At 49.3% G+C, this 16950-nt stretch carries 20 protein-coding genes and 1 pseudogene; 14 read left to right on the forward strand and 7 right to left on the reverse strand.

Annotated elements, in window-relative coordinates; translation table 11 throughout:
• Nucleotides 1-31: 31 nt before the first annotated feature.
• Together BL249_RS13955 and BL249_RS13960 are read right to left on the reverse strand one after the other, a co-directional pair.
• Nucleotides 32-259 carry an HP1 family phage holin gene (locus BL249_RS13955; protein WP_048913776.1) on the reverse strand — a complete coding sequence of 76 codons (228 nt, stop codon included), beginning with the start codon at nucleotides 257-259 and terminating at the stop codon, nucleotides 32-34.
• Nucleotides 260-308: 49 nt separating this feature from the next.
• Nucleotides 309-569 carry a DUF4406 domain-containing protein gene (locus BL249_RS13960; protein ID WP_099705615.1) on the reverse strand — a complete coding sequence of 87 codons (261 nt, stop codon included), beginning with the start codon at nucleotides 567-569 and terminating at the stop codon, nucleotides 309-311.
• A gap of 115 nt (nucleotides 570-684) precedes the next feature.
• Between BL249_RS13960 and BL249_RS19270 the strand changes: the two genes are divergently transcribed.
• Both BL249_RS19270 and BL249_RS13970 read left to right on the forward strand, forming a co-directional pair.
• Nucleotides 685-831 (forward strand): DUF5993 family protein, encoded by a 147-nt coding sequence (locus tag BL249_RS19270; RefSeq protein ID WP_241898893.1) that lies wholly within the window; start codon nucleotides 685-687, stop codon nucleotides 829-831.
• A gap of 10 nt (nucleotides 832-841) precedes the next feature.
• Nucleotides 842-1408 (forward strand): disulfide bond formation protein B, encoded by a 567-nt coding sequence (locus BL249_RS13970; RefSeq protein WP_099705613.1) that lies wholly within the window; start codon nucleotides 842-844, stop codon nucleotides 1406-1408.
• Nucleotides 1409-1759: 351 nt separating this feature from the next.
• On the opposite strand, the gene BL249_RS13975 is transcribed toward BL249_RS13970, so the two are convergent.
• The 5 genes from BL249_RS13975 to BL249_RS13995 form a co-directional block, all read right to left on the reverse strand.
• Complete coding sequence (locus BL249_RS13975) at nucleotides 1760-2182, reverse strand: antiterminator Q family protein (RefSeq protein ID WP_099705612.1); 423 nt, start codon at nucleotides 2180-2182, stop codon at nucleotides 1760-1762.
• Nucleotides 2183-2213: 31 nt separating this feature from the next.
• Nucleotides 2214-2912, reverse strand: coding sequence for a competence protein CoiA (locus tag BL249_RS13980; protein WP_099705611.1), 699 nt, complete (start codon nucleotides 2910-2912; stop codon nucleotides 2214-2216).
• A 103-nt stretch (nucleotides 2913-3015) separates the two neighbouring features.
• On the reverse strand, nucleotides 3016-3240 hold the full coding sequence (locus BL249_RS13985) for a hypothetical protein (protein WP_099705610.1): 225 nt from the start codon (nucleotides 3238-3240) through the stop codon (nucleotides 3016-3018).
• Nucleotides 3233-5365: an AAA family ATPase gene (locus tag BL249_RS13990; RefSeq protein WP_099705609.1), complete on the reverse strand. Its 2133-nt coding sequence runs from the start codon at nucleotides 5363-5365 to the stop codon at nucleotides 3233-3235. Before BL249_RS13990 ends, BL249_RS13985 begins: the two co-directional genes overlap by 8 nt.
• Nucleotides 5366-5368: 3 nt before the next feature.
• Nucleotides 5369-5593, reverse strand: a complete 225-nt coding sequence (locus BL249_RS13995; protein WP_099705608.1) for a helix-turn-helix transcriptional regulator — start codon at nucleotides 5591-5593, stop codon at nucleotides 5369-5371.
• Nucleotides 5594-5704: 111 nt separating this feature from the next.
• Between BL249_RS13995 and BL249_RS14000 the strand changes: the two genes are divergently transcribed.
• The 12 genes and pseudogenes from BL249_RS14000 to BL249_RS14060 all read left to right on the forward strand — a co-directional run bounded on the left by BL249_RS14000 (nucleotide 5705) and on the right by BL249_RS14060 (nucleotide 16902).
• A complete protein-coding gene (locus BL249_RS14000) occupies nucleotides 5705-6334 on the forward strand; it encodes a LexA family protein (protein WP_099705607.1) in 630 nt (209 codons plus the stop codon).
• A 272-nt stretch (nucleotides 6335-6606) separates the two neighbouring features.
• Nucleotides 6607-7137: an HNH endonuclease signature motif containing protein gene (locus BL249_RS14005; RefSeq protein ID WP_158233083.1), complete on the forward strand. Its 531-nt coding sequence runs from the start codon at nucleotides 6607-6609 to the stop codon at nucleotides 7135-7137.
• On the forward strand, nucleotides 7124-7267 hold the full coding sequence (locus BL249_RS19020; protein ID WP_158233084.1) for a hypothetical protein: 144 nt from the start codon (nucleotides 7124-7126) through the stop codon (nucleotides 7265-7267). The genes BL249_RS14005 and BL249_RS19020 overlap by 14 nt, the downstream gene beginning before the upstream one ends.
• Nucleotides 7268-7275: 8 nt before the next feature.
• Nucleotides 7276-8124 (forward strand): hypothetical protein, encoded by an 849-nt coding sequence (locus BL249_RS14010; RefSeq protein WP_099705605.1) that lies wholly within the window; start codon nucleotides 7276-7278, stop codon nucleotides 8122-8124.
• A gap of 5 nt (nucleotides 8125-8129) precedes the next feature.
• Nucleotides 8130-8651, forward strand: a complete 522-nt coding sequence (locus BL249_RS14015) for an NUMOD4 domain-containing protein (protein WP_099705604.1) — start codon at nucleotides 8130-8132, stop codon at nucleotides 8649-8651.
• A complete protein-coding gene (locus BL249_RS14020; protein ID WP_099705603.1) occupies nucleotides 8644-9948 on the forward strand; it encodes a DUF2800 domain-containing protein in 1305 nt (434 codons plus the stop codon). The genes BL249_RS14015 and BL249_RS14020 overlap by 8 nt, the downstream gene beginning before the upstream one ends.
• A gap of 17 nt (nucleotides 9949-9965) precedes the next feature.
• Complete coding sequence (locus BL249_RS14025; protein ID WP_099705602.1) at nucleotides 9966-10523, forward strand: DUF2815 family protein; 558 nt, start codon at nucleotides 9966-9968, stop codon at nucleotides 10521-10523.
• A 48-nt stretch (nucleotides 10524-10571) separates the two neighbouring features.
• Nucleotides 10572-10946: a hypothetical protein gene (locus BL249_RS14030; RefSeq protein ID WP_099705601.1), complete on the forward strand. Its 375-nt coding sequence runs from the start codon at nucleotides 10572-10574 to the stop codon at nucleotides 10944-10946.
• A gap of 79 nt (nucleotides 10947-11025) precedes the next feature.
• Nucleotides 11026-11799 (forward strand): YfdQ family protein, encoded by a 774-nt coding sequence (locus tag BL249_RS14035; RefSeq protein ID WP_099705600.1) that lies wholly within the window; start codon nucleotides 11026-11028, stop codon nucleotides 11797-11799.
• Nucleotides 11800-11890: 91 nt separating this feature from the next.
• Nucleotides 11891-12865, forward strand: a pseudogene (locus BL249_RS14040) (DNA cytosine methyltransferase); the annotation flags it as partial.
• 34 nt (nucleotides 12866-12899) lie between these two features.
• Nucleotides 12900-15860, forward strand: coding sequence for a DNA polymerase (locus tag BL249_RS19275; protein ID WP_241898891.1), 2961 nt, complete (start codon nucleotides 12900-12902; stop codon nucleotides 15858-15860).
• A gap of 268 nt (nucleotides 15861-16128) precedes the next feature.
• The gene (locus BL249_RS14060) at nucleotides 16129-16902 is read left to right on the forward strand and encodes an antA/AntB antirepressor family protein (RefSeq protein ID WP_099705598.1); all 774 of its coding nucleotides are present in this window, start codon (nucleotides 16129-16131) and stop codon (nucleotides 16900-16902) included.
• The last annotated feature ends 48 nt before the right edge of the window (nucleotides 16903-16950 follow it).

Consider the following 16950-nt stretch of genomic DNA (forward strand, 5'->3'; position numbering starts at 1 on the left):
ACCCGTTTTTATTTTTGCTGACATAACATCCTCATTCGTTCATAGCGCGGTAAGCGGCTTTCGCCCGCTCTTTGTCATAGCCAACCGCCGTTAACTTATTAACCAGTTTGCGTTTGTAGTACCAGTTAACGCCAAAAGTACCAATCGCCACGATGATCCCCACCAACACCGCCCAATCCTGTAAGGTCATAGCCCCAGCGGCTGTTAATATCGATGCAACCCAGTACGATAGCTGGGAACTGTATTTGTCCATTCTCATGATCCCCACCTCCCATACGGGTGGCACTCGGAAGAAATAACGCCTGTTCTCAGGCCAGTGCCAGGCATTGTTCCGGCTTTAGCTCCTGAAACAGCACTTCGATCCCCAGCTTTTCAGCCAGAGCGTATTCAGCGCGTTGCAGCATTGCGAGGGAAATCGCCATGTAATCAGCCTCACTAAGCCCATCGGGTAATACAGCAGGATTCAGTGGGGTATCGCCAGAGGCGGCAATTTCCGCTGCCGCTGCGAAGAAAGCTCGCCGGTTAAACTCAGGCAAGCCGCTCATCGGGCCAGCAATATACGTTTTCATGCAGTTGGTTCCTGAAATGCAAAAGGCCAACGCAAAGGCTGACCCGGTTAATTGTCGTGGTTTATGGAAGAGTGTATTCTCATTCCTTTTCACAAAATGGAGGTTAAGTATGTTTATGCCATTTCTTATCGCACTGTGCACCGCATTCTGTGCAGTAGCTGGTAAGAAGAAATTGAGTTATTCCCTTTGGGTAGCCCTGATGATTGTTACTATGTGCTGGTTCAAATACCATGCATCAAGCGCATTAACTTTATCATTTTAAAGGTAAAATAATGAAATTCGCTCTAAACACTACTAACACTTATCGGATGGGTATCTGGCTGAACACCCTCGGTCTTTTTGGGATCAACGCGATATTGCTAATCGCATTCTACTATCAGTTGGCTTTGTCAGAATTGCCTTGTCCGCTCTGCCTGTTGCAACGGGCTGGCATGATGTTAATTGGCTTTGGATTTTTATTTAATATCTGTCTCGGAATTAAAAACATACATTACAGTATTGCACTGTTTGGCTGCGTGCTAACTGAAATTATCGCTGTTCGTCAAGTTTTTCTGCATATTTTGCCAGAAGATTTGGGATATGGTTCAACCTTCCTGGGTTTGCATTTCTATACATGGGCGCTGGTAGCTTCAATTCTCATTACTGTAGCAGTTGCAGTGATAATGACGTTACATAAAAGCGATTCAGCACAATCTCTCGTACCTAAATCGCTCATCGTTAAAATCGTTATTGCACTGTTTATATTACTGATTACAGCGAATTTAATATCAACAATCCTTGAGTGTGGTGGTGGGCAATGCGCAGATGACCCCACGTTTTATCAACTACTAAAACCGTAATCTATTCGTGGCGATACACCTGTATCGCCATCTTTAAAGTTCCCACGTAAAAAATCAGCAAAACGGGGGCTATTTAACATAATGGTTCTTAAGCGCACCGGCAAAAATGCACTCGTTTAAAATGTCACCTTAAAGCCACAAAAGCATATGTTTTCCTGGCGTTATTTGGCGAAAAACAGCAGTAATATTTTTATAACAAAACGCCATTATTGGCATTCAGCCAAATCAGCATGTGAACGGCTCATTTTGGACAGTTTCATGTTTTCAGCCGCCCAGAAACACGAAAGCCCCGCATCCGAAGAAGCGAGGCTTTGAAATTGAGGTCGTAAAATTAAATCACAATTTTAGATGTTAGAAGACTAGCATAGGTTTTTGGACGTCCGCAAGAGGTGCCGGCAAAACAACAATCGGATCCATATCAAGCCGAACTGCCATCGCAACTAAACACCCCTCTAAAAACTCCTCTGACGAACGCAAAGAGCGCGTAACATTAAATCGGGGTATATCCATTGCCTCAGCGATAAATCGAGTTGTGTGGCCCCCGATGAAACGTTGCCCCAGGATCAGGATGTCTTCTGCATGGCGTACCGTGCTCATATGCGCGACGCAGGTATCAATTGCCAGTCCGTCCTCGTCAGAGCAGCCAGGCTTACCAACTTCGGGTTTGCGTCCGGGTGTTACCGACATCGCAGGCCAGTCCACCAGTGAGCAGTATTCTTCACTCGCAGCCCACCGGCCCCAGCGTTCTAAAACTTCTTGCATATTTCTGCGCATAGCTTTTGACCTCAACATTTCTCAACAAAAATTATCGCTTAGTATTCATCCGACGACGCCAAACTCGGCGCTCAGGGTAATGAAACCCACCACCAGTCCAACTGGGTAACCGGATTGGGAAGAAGTCATCAACGATATGCGCCCTACGAGCCATTCCTAACCCACGATCATAGTTGCCGTACCGAAAAGGACGAACCAAACCATTTCCATACCAGAAATGAATTTCTCCAGAACGATTTCCACCGGAATAACTATGATGGATCCAGCGTTCCCACGACTCAGGGCGGCGAAGCCGATACCAGGTATTAACCTTTGGATTCACGGAAAGAAGCCAAATAACATACACCCCCGAACGGGCATACAACTCCGTACGCCGGTACAGTTCATCGATGCTCAATGCGCTGATTTGTATTTCGAAAGCGACCCTACAACCACGTATAGTCGCCAGCACGTCGGGGCGAACATTCCCCACAGCAACTTCGATCGCAACCTCCTCCACGTCCTGATGATCTCTGAGAGAGTCATAGACTTGCATTTTCAGGTCCATGTGCAATTCGGATTCACCTTTCCCGTAACCGCAGGATGTGGTGCTGCGATGGGCAAAGTGATGGATCTTCACACGACCTTTCCGCAGGGTAACAACTTCACCGCATTCCGGGCATGTAAAAAATCCCGGCTTCTGCGCATCCCTTGCGATGACAATTTTTTCGTTGTTGATTGCTGTCAGCATCCGGCCTCCCCATTCACAAGCATTGCATATGAATATTCGGTGAATAAAAATTGGGACGGCTTGGGTGGGACAAACCCCTCCCCCCTAAAGGGGGGAGAGGGGGTTATGTCCCGCTACCTGCGCTTGTCGTGGTGTCCCGCTTATCCCGATTAAAAAACTCTTTAAAATCAACGCTGGGACAAAACTTGTCCCGTTGTCCCGCACCTTGTCCCGCTAAAATTTGTCCCGCCAAAAATAAATGATTTTTTATGCAAAATAATCGCATAAAAATTGAATCTGCCTTTTTATGCAAATTTGTTATTTCCTGCGAATTGGTAAATTTAAACACTTTCACCCCCTTCAAATTGCGCACCCGTGCCAAGCGCATCGGTTAAGATGCCGCTATCTGATTCCGCTATATCACCTGATTTTTTCATACGATTTAGTTCTCTGCGGAAAGTATCCTCTTTGCCACCATCGTCAATCCATAACGTTTTAAGCTGCTCACGGCTGATACTTCCGCCAGCGGCATCCAGTTGCCCCCAAATCCAGGTAGCAGTAGTTTTTTTACCTTCGCCGTTGTGCACTTCCATCATTATCGGTTCGATCTCGGCCATTGGCACATCTTCAAACACGCGTTCGGTAGTCAGTCTGACAGGGTCGTACACTTCACCTTCCGTACTGGTATACTCATCGTCGTACGCTTCGTTAGCTGCGATAACGTCGTCAGGCAGCTGCACCGTCGGTACCATGTAGCCACGGGTCGGCTGAGCCGGGCCGGTACGCTGTTTCTCATTAATCAGGTTCACAGCATCACCAATACGTTCAACGCGAATAACCGCATCGGCGTTGGCAAAGGCAGCAGAAGAACCACGCATTCCCTTACTGCTGTCCTTGCCGCTATGGTGAACAATACCCACCGCTGCGCCAGTCTCAGTGAACACCTTAGTAGCCCCCGCCATGAACTTTGCCACATCGCTGGCGCTGTTTTCGTCACCCTGCATCATTGACTGTGACAGCGTGTCGATAACAACCATGCGAAGGGGTTCACCTGTGTGGAATTCAATACGCTTGATCTCATTGATTAAACCTTTGACCTGTGCCGGAACAGAGAGATCGACCGGATGTGCGTAGGTGTAAAAAAGCTCCACTGGTTTACCATCGTTGTATTTGTCCGCCCAGGCACCGACGCGGGGCATTACGGAACTACCACCTTCAGCGGCAACGTACAGAACAACACCACCTTTAATGTTACGACCGCCCCAGCGATGGGTTTTCATCGCCAGACGACACAGCATGGAGATGAGAAGATACGATTTGAAATGGGAGGACATACCGTAAAACATCATCACGCCTAGAGGAACCAGCCCTTCAATGACGAACTTTCCCGGTTTACCGTATCCACCGGTATGCGGCCATGATTTCGGTAATTCGGGTTCTTCTGGCGGGAGTTCGTCAAAATCCTCGACGCTGGCGACAGAGGATAAACGCATACGTTCAGCACTAGGATTTTTCCATCCGGCTTGCTGCGCACGGGTAAAGATAGCTTGAAAACCAGTACGATCCGCCGTCAGGTGATCACTGTCCCATTTTTCTACAGCGGCGATATCGTCACCTATCCCGGCAGCAGACCATTCCAGCCAGAGATCACGCGCCTGGCCTTCCCAGTCGGTACCTTTAAACCAGGCAAGACGATTCCCCATCGCTACCCAGCTAGGGTACATATGTTCACCAGCATCAGCCAGCACAGAGGGATGCCACATTGCCGAACGCAGATCATCAAAGGTCTGTTGGGTTACGTGATTCAGATCGACGAGACGCGATAAATCATCACCGGTGTGATCAGATACAGACGAGATTGGCACATCGTCAGCCCTTGCCAGCAGTATATCAACGTCGATTACCTTGCCTGAAAAATCAATGAAAACGGCGCTTTCATGGGGGGCATACACCATGTGATCAAGGTTATATACCGATCTGTCCCATTTAACCGGGCCATCGCCAATCAGGCTGTAGCAGTCCATCAACTCCCGCTCAATCGCTTCACACAGGCGTTTATAGTCGGTTGTTGCTACGGTGCGGGAGAGCGCGAAGCACAGACGCCAGCGTTGTTCTCCGTTTGCGGTTCGGTGTTCATGGCTGGCGGTGGAATAAGCAAATCCTTGATAAGAGTTGGCTATGTCACGCAGCGTAGCCCAGCTAGGTAGTAAGCATCCGTCTAAATCCATCCACGCAACATCACGGTCACCCGCATTAACGGCGCTACGTCCATTCGACGTGTCGCGCATCGCCCCCCAAAGGTAAGACAGGCGCTTTTTTTTACGGGACAAGATGTCCTTTGAATCATCGGGGGCAACACCAATGTCTTTACGCAAGCGTTCAACTTTCGTCCGATAATCGGCAAAGTCCTTCGCCAGCGCGGGGGCCGGTCGGCTGTCTGTAGCTCCTTGCCCCACTGAGTAGTGTATAGGCATGGGTTAAGCCTTTTGTTGTTCTGGAGTTTCACCATTCAATAGCCAGACGGGTTCACATTTAAGAACTTTTGCCAATTCAAGAATAAAACTGGTACGGGTTGCACGCCCAGACTCAAGGTACTGAATAGATTGCTGGCGCATGCCAACACTTTCAGCCAATGAGGTTTGGGTAATGCCTAACGCCTTGCGGCGCTCCTTAATCCGGGAAGCAAGCGTAGAACTAGTCATTGGGTAAGCCCTTAGATGTTTACAGGTTTACTTGTAATTAACCCACAGGCAATCTGGTTTGTCAAATACAGATGTATCTGTAATCATCAACACCAGAATAAGGAGTCAACCATGAATCTTGCCAATCGAACCAAAAAGCGCAGAACAGAACTAAACTTAACTCAAGTCGAAGTCGCCAAACGGGCTGGGATAAGCCAGCAATCGATTGAAGCTATAGAGAATGGGAAAACGCTCAAACCTCGTAACCTCCTTGCTTTGGCTGCGGCCCTTAAGTGCGATCCCAAGTGGCTATTACTTGGCGGTGATGTTGTCACAGATTACAACTACGGAGCACGTAGAGTGCCGATTCTAAGCTATGTACAGGCCGGGGCTTTTACCAACGCTGAGCCAATACTTGATGCGGGTGAATTCGAGTATGTGCTAACTACAGCAGAATTGTCAGAGCGTTCGTTCGCGTTACGTATTCGTGGGGACTCAATGGAACCCGAATTTCGAGAAGGGGATATTGTGATCATCGACGCTGATGTGTATCCGACTCCTGGTGAGTTCGTAGCAGCGTCCAACGGTAGCCATGAGGCCACATTCAAAAAGTACCGCCCGGTAGGGATTGGAGCTAAAGGAGAAGAAGCCTTCGAGCTTGTACCTCTCAATAGCGATTACCCCATCTGCCGATCATGGGAAAAACCAGTAACTATCATTGGCACTATGGTGGAACACCGCATATTCCGAAGAAAACGCTAGTTTAAAATACACCTATCCATCTCAAGAGGGCTTTTGCCCTCTTTTTTATTGCCGTAAAAACAAATAATTAGGTTAAATATGCAAATAAATACCAAAACAACTGTTGACGCACTTACAGGTTTACTTGTATTTTTGACCGCAAGTCGAACGGCGCGACTTTAAACCATGCGTCGGAACCGTGGCGGGACAGGATGTCGGCAATACGGGGCAAAGTGAACTTATCAAGCGCCCTGCGGGGCGCTTCAATAAGACCACTGAGAGGAGTGAACAAAGTGAAAACCAAACTCCGAGAGGCTTTTGAGTATCGAAACGGCCAACTGACATGGAAATACAGGCCCATCTCGCACTTTAAAAGCCCCCATGCCTGGAAATCCACTAATTCGCGTTTAGCCGGAAAGCCAGCAGGAAAAGTACGAGCTAATGGATACGTTACGGTCTATCTCGACGGGAAAAACCAATATGTACATCGACTGATTTGGGTTTATCACTTCGGAAATATCCCGGAAAACATGGAAATAGACCATATCAACCACAATCGCACTGATAACCGCATTGAGAATTTGCGGCTTGTAACGCGAGCCGAGAATGCGCTTAACCTGGGGCAACGTCACCCAATAAAACGTAACGGCGTTACCTGGCGTCCGGAGCATAAACGTTGGTACGCGCGGATCACTGTTCACGGAAAAAGACTTCACCTCGGCACTTTCATCAATTTCGAAGCTGCTCTCGCCGCTCGATTACATGCAGAGCGGGAACACGGTTTCCAGCACGTCAGGAGGATTCAACCAGATGCAACAGCCTGAAAAAGTCAAAACAGCCCCATTAGGCACTGCTCCCGTAAATAACACTGTTCGCCGCCTGCGCTGGTTGCGTAAGCGCGATGAACTGGAACGAAACCCCAACGCCCACTTCCCGATCACCCTTTATATCTGAGGTACCCCATGAGCCTTGAATTAGTCATTAAAGAAAATACCGAGGTAATGCGCCAGCTAATTGCAGCAATGCAGAGCGGCAAAGCCTTTACCCCTGATACACCGCCCCAACCGAAAACAGACAGCGCCAGCGTCAAAAAAGAGGAACGAAAGGGGCCTTTCTGGTGGAAAAGTCTGGACGGACTAAAAACCGGCGTGGCGGATGATACTACCGCGCTGAAAGCGATAATCGACGCCAACGCTGGTATTGAGATCACCAAAGTTGAATATCTGCAATTGCAGGAGAAACCTGAAAAAGAAGCACCTGATATTGAATCACTTGATATCCGCATTATCACAGCGCTGGCCAATTTGTTCGGCGCGAAAGCTAAGAACCTCACGTCTGAACAGGTAGAGAAAGCACGGGCGTATGAGAATGGCAACAAACGCGATCAGTTCACTGACGCACTGAGCCTTGCGCTGATTGATTGCAAAGCGGCGAAAAACACCACGCGCGCAGTGATACTCGATCTCTGCATCGTCATGCTGGCGCACTGGAGTGCGATGGAAACCATCGACGAACGTCAGGCGTTTGCCGAATTGTACATCAAAACACCGTACAACAAACGCGCTGGCCTGATACCTCAGAAAGCCGAGCCGGAGGCAATAACAGAGCCGGAAACTAACGAGCCTGATCAGGACACCGCAGCACTTTTTGAACAGGCCAGAACCCTGGTCATGAAGCTGACAACAGGCGGCTATCGTAATGAAGCCGTGGAAATCCTGAACAAATTCGGCGCTCAGAAGCTGGCTCAGGTTCCCCAGGAAAATCTGGCAGACGTTGTGATGCTGGCAGAAGCCGCATTACAGGGAGAGTGAGTTTTATGCACTGGAAAGATATTCCCGGATATTCGGGGTTCTATCAGGCTCACCCTGACGGCGTTATACGAAGCGTTGACCGACAAGTTCATAATAAAACGGATAAAAAATCACGATCAGTTAAAGGCACGGTTATTAAGCAGCAACTTAACAGGCGTGGGTATTTTACCGTTTCACTTCGAACCAACGGATTTCGAAAACAAGTTGCTGTTCATCGCTTAATCGCAATGACATTTATCCCAAACGACGAAAAAAGCGCGTTGGATGTTGACCATATAAACGGTATCCGTACTGATAATCGCGTTTCTAATCTTCGCTGGCTAAAACGCTATCAGAACTGCGCAAACCTTCACACTTGCAGAGGAAGGACAAGCACAATCGGTGTTGCTTATTATCCAAGGCTTTCAAAGCCCTATAGGGCATACGGTAATAATGCTGGTGAGTATAAACACCTCGGATATTTTTCCTCGCTGCAAGAAGCCAAAATTGCACGCCAAAAACATCTTGAGGAGGTTTTTAATGGCTGAACACGCGAAACTTTCTCCATCGTCTTCGCATCGTTGGTTACATTGCCGTGCGGCACTGGCCGTAGAACAGTTTGAGACTGACGAAACAACGAGTTATGCCGAAGAGGGTACAGCAGCCCATACTCTGGCGGAGATTGTTCTTCGTAACCGACAGAAACACCCACCAGAATATGCAGGCTGTGACGTTGGCACCTATCTCGGAACCTATCCGCTGGCGCATCCATCAAAACCGAATCCGGGGCCGCAGGTCAGTCAAGAAATGGCTGATAAGGTGGGTGAGTATGTCGAAGCGGTCTGGACGCTGGCGCAGCACCCCGGCGCGATACTCATGGTGGAGCAGAAGTGCGACTTCTCTCACATAGTCGGTATACCCGATCAGTTTGGTACCTCTGATGCGGTAATCATCATCGACGACGAATTGCAGATCCACGACCTCAAATATGGTTACGAGAAAGTGGATGCGTTCGAAAACCCCCAGCTAATGATTTATGCGCTGGGAGCACTGGAACATATCAGTTTGATCGCCGACATCAATCGTGTACGAATGTTTATCCACCAGCCGCGCATCAACCACGTCAGCGAGTACGAATGCAGCGTACAAAATCTGGAAGAGTTTGGGCAGAACGTGAAAGCCATCGCTGCCGATGTGCTACAACTGGCAGACCACGCAGGGGATAACGGCCCCGATGTTATCCCGGCAACGGCATTCCACCCCGGAGAGAAAACCTGCCGTTGGTGCAAGCGGCGAGGTAAATGCCAGGCGCAGGCGGAATATGTATCAACTGCGCTGATGAATGATTTCAGCGAAATATCCGAGCCGCCGCCCCTGGAAGACGCACTGACCACCGCCCGTCAGAAACTGGCTGAATCGGATGGGAAATGGCTGGGTGAAACGCTACCGCTGATTGACCATATCGAAAGCTGGTGTAAAAGCGTCCGCTCTGCGGCATTTAGCATGCTCCAAAATGGCCACTCCGTTTCCGGCTATAAACTGGTTCAGGGTAAACAGGGTGATCGGAAATGGCGAAGCGATGAAGAAGCCGAAACCTTGCTCAAATCATTCCGGCTGGGTAAAGACGCACCTATTTATACAGAGAAACTTATCAGCGCCCCGCAAGCTGAAAAACTGTTTAAGTCAGGGGCTATCAGCGACCGCCGTTGGAAAAAACTTACCGCACTGATAACCCGCTCTGATGGAAAACCAACAATAGCCCCTGAGTCCGATTCCAAACCTGCATTAAATATCAATCCTGCAAACGACTTTGACGATGTTGAAGCCGCTGAATCCCTCATTTAATTTAAAGGTAATTATCCATGAAAGTAAAACTGAATAACGTGCGACTGTCTTTTGCTCAAGCTTTATTTGAAGCGGAGGATTATCAGGGTGATGGTAATTTTAAATTTAGCTCTACATTTCTTATCGATAAAAACCGAAAAGATTTAATTCAGGAAATAGAAGCCGCCATTAAACAGGTTGCGACTGCTAAATGGGGAGCCAAGGCAGATGCCATTATTAAATCCATAAGAGGGAACAACAATAAATTTTGTTTCAGGGATGGTGACGAACACCCTGACTATGACGGTTACGATGGGCATATGTCCATTAAAGCCAGCAACAAAGCTCGCCCCCTGGTAATCGACCGGGATCGTACTCCGCTGGCCGCCGCCGATGGTAAACCCTACTCAGGTTGTTATGTCAACGCGACGATCACCCTCTTCGCTTACGACAGCAAAGGCAACAAAGGCATTTCCGCATCCCTCGGAGGTGTCCAGTTCCTGCGTGATGGGGATGCTTTTGCCAGTGGTGGTAGCGCAACTCCTGACGATTTCGACGATGTGAGCGAAGGTGCTGACGCCGAATCGCTGATCTAACCCATCCTGCCCCGCCGCCAGCGGGGTTCAATCTTCAAAGGTGAGCAAATGATGAATACCACTCCATTTAACCAACAACTGGTTTACCTGAACAAAGGCACCCTGAATGAAGAACTGACCGAAGTTCTGGCCGAGGTAGTGAAAGCGGTACGCGAAACCGGTAAAGCGGGTTCCCTGACGCTGACACTCAAAGTGGCGATGTTCAGTAAAGCCAACGAAGACGTAGTGAAAATTTCCCCGGTTGTCGCCAGCAAGGTACCGGAAGGCGAACGCGCCGAAACCATTATGTATTCGACAGCGGATGGCGATCTGCTGCGTGACGATCCCAGCACAGTACGCACCGAACTGAAACAGGTTGATGCAGGACAGCAGGAACGACGCACCCTGCCAGAACAGGAAACCAGCCTGCGTAAAGTTATCTGACCCTTTTAGCCAGTACCAAGGGAAACCACTCACCCGGCCAACGCGCCGGGTTATTTATATCTAAAACAGGAACAAAGAAATGACCGAAGCTCAGACAATTTTCGATATTGTAAAAAGCAATCAGTTGTTAAACGTCAATGGTACTCCGGCGATTGCTATGCCGGAAGGCTACGAACTGGCCGATCTTGAGCACTTTCTTCCAGCACCGCGCCGCATCCGTCAGAACGTCAAACTGTTGTCGGCTGACAGCTTCATCCAGTACTGCGCAAAGTTTGCAACCGATGCCTCGGTGATCCTGGCCGATGCTAACCAAACAAAGTTAACCGCCCAACTCGACTATCACGCCGCTCCTGCCACACCAGACTGGTGTAGCCACTCTGCTGTTTATCAGTGCGTGAAGTCCAAACCCTGGAAGATTTGGGAAGAACATGATGAAACCGCTATGGGACAGGAGGCTTTCGCTGAATTCCTGGAAGACCGCGCTGGTGACATCGTTACACCAACCGGTGCGGAACTGCTGGAGATCGCGACTAAATTCCAGGTGATCCGCAAAGCGGTATTTGGTTCCGCTATCCGCCTCGCCACCGGGGAGTTTCAGTTCAACTACAGCGATGAAAACGACAAAGGCACCATTGAGGTACCGGAAGTTATCACGCTGGGTCTGGCACCGTTCCATAACGGTGAATCATATGAGGTGCAGGCCCGTCTGCGTTACCGCCTGCGCGAAGGTAAGCTGGCCTTTACCTTCAAGCTCATCAATCCGGAGCGCGTGATCGAAGATGCTTTTAACTCTGTCGTTGAGAGTGTTAAAGCCGGTGTGACCGAAGCAACCGTCTACGACGCGCAAGCCTAAACGACGATACCCACACCCGACGAAATGTCGGGTGTTTTGCAAAGAAGGTCTATTGCCTTCTCCGCAAAACATTAATTCGGTGAGGATAGCTATGAAATATGGATCGGTTTGCAGCGGTATTGAAGCCGCAAGTGTTGCATGGAGATCTCTAGGCTGGAAAGCGGCTTGGTTCTCCGAGATTGAAAAATTCCCGTCTGCTGTGTTGGCGCAACACTGGCCGGAAGTGGTCAATCTTGGCGATATGACGAAAATTGCACAGTTCGTGCACGCTGACGAAGTTGAAGCGCCTGACATCCTGGTCGGTGGCACTCCGTGCCAATCATACTCAATTGGTGGTCTAAGGAAGGGACTCAAAGACCCACGAGGGAAACTTACTCTCGCATTTGTGGAGTTAGCTGATGGAATCGACATTAAACGCGCCGAAAAGGGACAGCAACCAACAATCATCGTCTGGGAAAATGTCACTGGAGTCTTCTCGTCAAAAGATAATGCATTCGGATGCTTTCTTGCAGGACTGGCTGGAGAAGCTAAAGAGTTCGAACCTGGCCCACGACCTTCTGAAAGAACCAGTAGCAAATTCTGGCGCTGGGATAAAAAAGCCAGTAAGCACTTTCCAGTCTGGTCAAAGCGTGGTGCTGTTATTGGACGACAGCGCAAAGTGGCCTGGCGAACCTTTGATGCACAATACTTCGGAATGGCCCAACGACGCCCGAGAATTCTCCTTGTTGCAAGCGCTCGAACCGACATTGATCCCGCCAAAATACTTTTTGAGTCCGAAAGCCTGCGCAGGGTTGATCCCCCGTCAAAACAGACGCCCGTGCCTGTTTGTCTCACAGCAAGAGGGGCTGGCTCTCTCGATGACCGAGAAACTTATGTTGTTACAGAAGCAGGCAAAATCCGCCACCTAATGCCAATTGAGAATGAGCGGCAGATGGGCTTCCCTGATGACCACACAAAAATCCCTTGGCGTGGAAAGAATGCCAACGATTGTCCTGACGGGCCACGTTATCGCGCTATCGGTAACAGTATGGCGGTACCTGTAATGCAATGGATTGGAATACGAATCCTACTGGGTATTTTTATCTTTTAAGGGCTTTAAGATGCAAAGACTTTGGTTAGACCTTGAAACTTATAGCGAAACACCTATCAAGAATGGTACCCATGCCTACGCTGAAAACGTAGAGATCATGCTGTTTGCCTGGGCGATTGATAGTGATCCTGTACAAGTATGGGACGTTACCGCTAATGCAAAAATCCCTCTTGAACTCCGACTTATGCTCAAAAATCCTGACGTGCTGATTTACGCCCACAATAGCCATTTCGATCGCACGGTATTAAATCACGCCATGCCGGGTGTCGCTGTCGGTGGTGTGGAACGCTGGCGGGATACAATGGTCAGGGCGCTGGCACACGGTCTGCCGGGAGCGCTGGGCGATCTGGGCGACATTCTCAGTGTTTCACAGGATAAAGCCAAGGATAAGGCTGGTAAGCAACTGATCCAGCTATTCTGTAAGCCTCGCCCCAAAAACAGCACTATCCGCCGCGCTACTGCCAAAACACATCCTGTCGAGTGGCAGCGATTTGTTGAATACGCCGGGCTGGATATTGATGCCATGCGCGAGATCGACAAAAAGTTACCTACCTGGAATTACTCAGGTCAGGAACTGGCGCTCTGGCACCGTGATCAGCGCATTAATGATCGCGGCGTATTCATGGACGTGCAGCTTGCAGAGGCAGCGGTTACGGCTGTTGAGATGGAACAGAAGGTTCTGGCCAAACGAACGCGGGAACTCACGGACAACGAGGTGCAGGCGGCAACACAGCGTGACGCCATGCTGAAACACATAGCAGAAGCCTTTGGTATCGAACTGCCCGATATGCAGGCCAGCACCTTGCAGCGCCGGGTTAACGATCCTGATTTACCGTTTGAACTTCGTGAATTACTCGCTATTCGCCTACAGGCCAGTTCCACCAGCACCAGCAAATACAAAACCCTGATGAAAGGCGTCAGCCGTGATGGACGCCTGCGCGGAACGTTACAGTTTTGTGGGGCATCGCGTACGGGCCGCTGGGCCGGGCGCTTATTTCAGCCCCAAAATTTACCCAGACCAACGTTAAAACAAGCCGACATTGATTTTGGGATTGAAGCACTGAAAGCCGGGTGCGCCGACCTGCTTTACGATGATGTGATGCAGTTGACCAGTTCAGCGTTGCGCGGCTGCATCATGGCCCCTGCGGGTAAAAAACTGGTGATATCTGACCTTAGCAACATCGAGGGACGCGTACTCGCGTGGCTGGCCGGGGAGAAGTGGAAGCTACAGGCGTTTCGCGATTATGACACCATCATCGGTACCGATGAAAAAGGCGAGGCGATCCGCGCTGGCCATGACCTGTACAAGCTGGCCTATGCGAAATCCTTTGGTGTAGCCCCGGATGAAGTGGATAAAGATCAGCGTCAGGTCGGCAAAGTAATGGAGCTGGCTTGTCTTTCTCCTGATACTTTAGTAATGACGGATAAGGGATATCTTCCGCTTATAAGCGTAACGACTAACGAAAAATTATGGGATGGAAAAGAATGGGTAACACATCAGGGAATAGTTTATCGCGGACAAAAAAGAGTAATCGAAGTAGACGGTGTAAAAATGACCCCAGACCACATGATCCTGTCATCGACTGGATGGAAGCCGGCAAGCCATATCGTTTCAAGCAAATATACGCTACGCCAGAGCCTGGCTCTCGCTTCGGGGAACTTACCGTCATCCGCGAAATCGCAAAAAATCAGAGCGGTGCCCGAAGACTCCTGGTTCAGTGCTCGTGCGGCACGATGCCACATAGTGTCCTTCTTCAAAACATTCTCAAAGGAAAAAGTAAAAGCTGCAATACCTGCGCCCGGAAAAAAACTGAAACGTACCGTAAACAGTATTTTTGCTACGCAGACGCCTTGCCTAATGATGAAACACGCAGGAGATTGCTCAACAGACTGGCTGCTGCCATCGGACGTTGCCACAAATCTTCGAATCGCCTGTATCACAACTATGGAGGGAGAGGTATCTCCGTCTGTGAGCTTTGGCGAAAAGATAAAAGAGCTTTTCTCTTACACGTACGCAATTTGCCGAGATTTGATGATCCCGTACTCGAAATGGATCGTATCGATAATAACAAGGGGTACGAACCCGGGAACATTCGCTTTATTTCCAAAGCAGAAAACAATAAAAACCGGCGCAAGATTGCTGAGTTACAAAGTCGAATTGATGAACTGGAAGAACGTTTACGACATTGCAAATGCAGGGCCTCGTAACCGTTTCACGATAAAGACAAATAGCGGACATTTAATAGTTCACAACTGTGGTTATGAAGGCGGAGTTGGTGCTTACGCCACATTCTCTCTGGCGTACAACATCGACCTCGAAGAAATGGCCTCTGCCGCTATCGACAACATCCCGCGTAACATACTGGATGAAGCCATTCGTGCATATGAATGGGCAGTAAAACAGAAGCGAACCTACGGGCTGTCAAAACGCGCTTATGTTGTTTGCGACTCTTTTAAACGCCTCTGGCGCGAAGCCCACGCGGCAACATTCAGCTTCTGGAAGGAGATCGACCAGGCCACCCGCCGTGCCATTGCTACACCCGGCATCACCATTTCCTGCCGCAAACTAAAACTTCGCCGCGACGGAAGCTGGCTACGCATTCAGCTTCCATCTGGCCGGGCAGTCTGTTACCCCGGCGCACGTATCGACGACAGCGGCAAGATCAGCTATATGGGCATCAACACCTACAGCCGGAAATGGCAACGCCTGCAAACCTACGGCGGAAAATTGGCGGAAAATATTACTCAGGCAACTGCCCGCGATGTGATGGCCGCCAACATGCCCGCCGTGGAGGACAACGGCTACGACATCATACTGACGGTACATGACGAGATTTTAACAGAAGCCCCCGACGCCGCCGATTACTCTCACGAACACCTGAGCACCCTGCTCGCAACTAACCCCGCATGGGCTTTAGACCTGCCGCTATCCGCGGATGGGTTCGAGGCTTATCGCTACAAAAAAGATTGACATTTATGCAAGTTTTTACAAATACTGAAAAGGCACCAGCAAAATCTGGTGTCGGGATTGGAACCCCGGATATCTGTAAAGACGCATAGCCGCGTTTGCGGTTTTTTTATGCGCAAAGCACAGTCGCATCTGGATTATGGTGGGGCGTGCAGGGGAGCCGAAAGGCTCGCCGGGTCTTTACAGCCGGTAGTTCCAACCCTGTACGTCTCACCACCCTAAGATTGGAACCTGACGGTGGTGGTTAACTAAACTGTAAAGGTAAATCACTATGACCGCTCAACTCATCCCCGTTTTCAACGGTGACATTTCTAACGAAACCGTTCTACTTTGCAACGCTCGCGATCTTCATGCTTTTCTCGGCGTTAAACGTGATTTTTCAACATGGCTTTCCGGTCGCGTTATCGAATATAAATTCATTAAAGATCAAGACTATGTTTTGGTACCCCAAAATGGGGGAATCAAAAATGGACGGGGCGGCGATCGCAGAAGCAAAGATTACCACCTCACGTTAGATACCGCTAAAGAATTGGCGATGGTAGAGCGCAACGAACAGGGTCGTCAGGTTCGGCGCTATTTTATTGAGTGCGAGAAAAAGTTACATCAGCAGTCCTTTCCTCAGGCTCCGTCAGTACCCGATGCGTTTAATCCACGCGGACTACCGAGAGGAGTTTATCTTCAGAAGAATTGTAGTAAGAACCCCTACCGGGCTTCAATATGGCGGAATGGACAACACTATCATGTGGGCGTTTTTCCCACGATAGAAGCAGCGGTTAATGCACAGAAAAATTTCTTCAGCGGAGATAAAATCCAACCGATACTGTCCTCAACTGAACAGGATCTGTTTATAGGCAACCTGCACGCCATCCTGCACAATTTCAGACGTATTGATGAAATCTGGCGCTCGCGGCTGCGTCCGGCACTTGAAATAATGGATTCGAAATTAGTCTACCTCCTGCATGACCGATTTAACGACAGCATGTGCGTCATACCGACAATAGAAAGCCGCATCGGCAAATACATACCGCCAAAACTACCTCGTTAAATAGACTCAGCCCCTGTATATGCAGGGGGTTTTTTATAGGATAAAAAC

This window comes from Erwinia sp. OLFS4 (assembly GCF_002752165.1).
In the GTDB taxonomy this organism is placed as follows: Bacteria; Pseudomonadota; Gammaproteobacteria; order Enterobacterales; family Enterobacteriaceae; genus Izhakiella.